General features: G+C 45.3%; 4 protein-coding genes. All 4 read right to left on the bottom strand.

All coding sequences use genetic code 11. From position 1 onward, the window contains the following. The coding region (locus L995_RS27370) for a hypothetical protein (RefSeq protein WP_047474491.1) at positions 1-189 on the bottom strand (189 nt) is incomplete at its 3' end. A gap of 55 nt (positions 190-244) precedes the next feature. Then, positions 245-805: a hypothetical protein gene (locus tag L995_RS33560; RefSeq protein ID WP_156136148.1), complete on the bottom strand. Its 561-nt coding sequence runs from the start codon at positions 803-805 to the stop codon at positions 245-247. 475 nt (positions 806-1,280) lie between these two features. Next, positions 1,281-1,841, bottom strand: a complete 561-nt coding sequence (locus L995_RS33555) for a hypothetical protein (RefSeq protein ID WP_156136147.1) — start codon at positions 1,839-1,841, stop codon at positions 1,281-1,283. Then, the coding region (locus tag L995_RS34745; RefSeq protein WP_197065197.1) for an RHS repeat-associated core domain-containing protein at positions 1,838-2,564 on the bottom strand (727 nt) is incomplete at its 5' end. The genes L995_RS34745 and L995_RS33555, both read right to left, overlap by 4 nt.

The following is a 2,564-nucleotide window of genomic DNA, read 5'->3' as shown; positions in this document are numbered from 1 at the left end:
TGCGGTTTCCACGCGCAGCAGGGGAACGTGGCTGTGCGGTTCGTAGAGGGTGTGGATGCGCCGCATTGGCCTGCTGTCCCGGGGCGGCAATTGGATGAGCGTGAGCCGGTCCCCGGCCCGGCCGTAGAAGATCAGGAGCGAGCTGCCGATGCGGCAGAAGACATCGTAGAAGTATTGGTTAGCCAGCACTTGACCTGTTCCGGCTTGGTTTTTTTGTGGTTTGTGCCTTCGAACTCAATGCACTCTATTTGATGATCTCAATCGCTGGATAACATGTATAGGATTCGTCTTTTCCTGGAAGAGTGGCAGTTAACTTCATATGAGTCGGGTTTCCCATTTTTGCCATATTTGCTGCCTCTTTATTCACGGTCATAACCCCAATTGACTCACCATCCATCACTTTCGCAGCTACTATGGTTTCAAATTGAATTTGCTCTTTTTTTATATTATCGAAATAATACTTTGATTCCTTTGTTAAAAATGCTCCTTTTGACGAGAATGAAATAAGATCTTCAATTTTCCCCTGCTGTACTGGATTGTCCTCAAGATTGGCTGTGCCGACTATTGCGACAAATCCGAAACCGTTACCCTTAAATTTTCCCGTACTATAAAAACCTGTTTCAGCAACCCACGAGTATTCAGGGCGAATTTTCTTATGCCACTCCCATGTAGGTCTTTTCTTTAAAATTGGAAAAGTCGCAACAACGCCATTTTTTATGAAAAACGCACCACAATCGTCTGCGCTTGCAAATGCCTTAGCATAAAGTACTCCCATTAAAACAAAAGAACACATCCATTTTTTCATCGTCTCACTCCTCTACGACCTTGCAGTATTCTTCCTGTAACATCAGCTACATCGCTTAAGTCAGCAGTAGCGGCAGATCCAGCGCCGTTAGTCTCTGGGAAATAATATGGCGAGTCACATGTGAAATTTTTAGGAAGATGAGATGTCCTCCAAGGAGAGTCATTGGGCAAATAATCACTCGGAACTCTGACATCTCTTCCAGGCTCACGATCTCCCGCAGTACACGTCAAATTCGCCTTGCTCCATTTCTTGCAATACTGCGTGTAGTCAAACGGGCTGAACTGCTGCGCCGCACTCTGCCAAGGCGTCTTTCCCGCAACCAGCCCCCCAGAACCATAGTCAGTAAGCTGGAACATTACTACCTCTTTTGCATCCAGTGCTTTTGCAACTCAAGCTGAGAAGGCTCTGCTTCCGAAGGACGGCTGCGCTGAGTGCTTGTACTCGCTTATGGTTTATATATTAAAATAAATACTTACTATTTTAGTGTCTCAATCTCTGGATAACATGTATAAGATTCTTCCTTTTCTGGAAGAATTGCAGTTAATCTCATGTGGCTTGGATTACCTATCTTGGCTAACTCTAATGCTTCCAAATCTGCAATTACCAATCCTATTGATTTGTTATCAATCACATCTGCACGGACAATTGTTTTTAATTTAATTCTATCTCTCTTTGTATTGTCTGAATAATATTCGGAGTCCTTGGTTAAAAATGCTCCTTTTGATGCGAATTTAACAAGATCATCAATCTTTCCTTTTTGAGAATGGTTTTTGCTAAGATCGGCGGCGCCTATTATTACAACAAAGCCGAAGCCATTGCTTTTGAATTCTCTTCCTGCATAATTTCCTGTTTCGGCACTCCAAACATATTCTGGGCGAACTTTTTTGTACCACTCCCATGTGTCTCTCTGCTTTAATATTGGGAAATTTGCCATGATTCCTTTTGGGGTAAAAAAGCCGGCACACTCATCATCAAAGGATAATGCGTTGCTGGTAATGGAAATATTCATTGCAATAAGAAAAATCAGTTTCTTCATTTTCTCATGCCCCTTCGTTTTTGGATCATGTTTTTTAGTAAATCAGCGAGATCACCTGTATCTGCAGTTGCAGCAGATCCAGCACCCTGGATATCAAGAAAATAATATGGCATATCACATGAGTAGCCTTCAGGAAGTTCAGATGTTTTCCAAGGGAAGTCGTTGGGTATATAGTCGCCCGGGACCTTCACATCTCTCCCAGGCTCGCGATCTTTTCGACTACATGTGAGATTCATCTTGCTCCATTGATTGCAATACTGCGTGTAGTCATGCGGGCTGAACTGCTGCGCCGCACTCTGCCAAGGCTTCTTTCCCGCCACCAATCCACCTGAACCATAGTCAGGAAGCTGGAGCATTCCTGCAGTCTGCGTATCCAGTTCAGCCTGTGGAACCTGGTGATCAAAGAGCGCGGGTTGCCTCACGCCAGTTCTATTTCTTCCAGAAGATATCTTCTGCAGACCCAGCGGATCAAACCAGTGGTTGGGATCGCCTGAATAGAGATACGAATTCATTCCCCCCATCAACCCAATCGGATCGCGGCTGATATACCTCCCCAGCGCCGGGTCGTAATACCGATGCCTGTTGTAGAAAAGCCCCGATTCCTCATCCAGATGCTGTCCCTGCATCCGAATAGGCTGGTGGAGATGGCTGGGGTTATATTCCCTGATGCAGTTGCCCCAGGGATCGAGTTCGATATGCCAGTCGATCTTTCCCAGCGGGTCG

Source organism: Delftia sp. ZNC0008, assembly GCF_000799035.1.
In the GTDB taxonomy this organism is placed as follows: Bacteria; Pseudomonadota; Gammaproteobacteria; order Burkholderiales; family Burkholderiaceae_C; genus Comamonas; species Comamonas tsuruhatensis.
The sequence above is the reverse complement of the archived record's forward strand: the minus strand, read 5'-3'. Positions and strand labels throughout refer to the sequence as shown.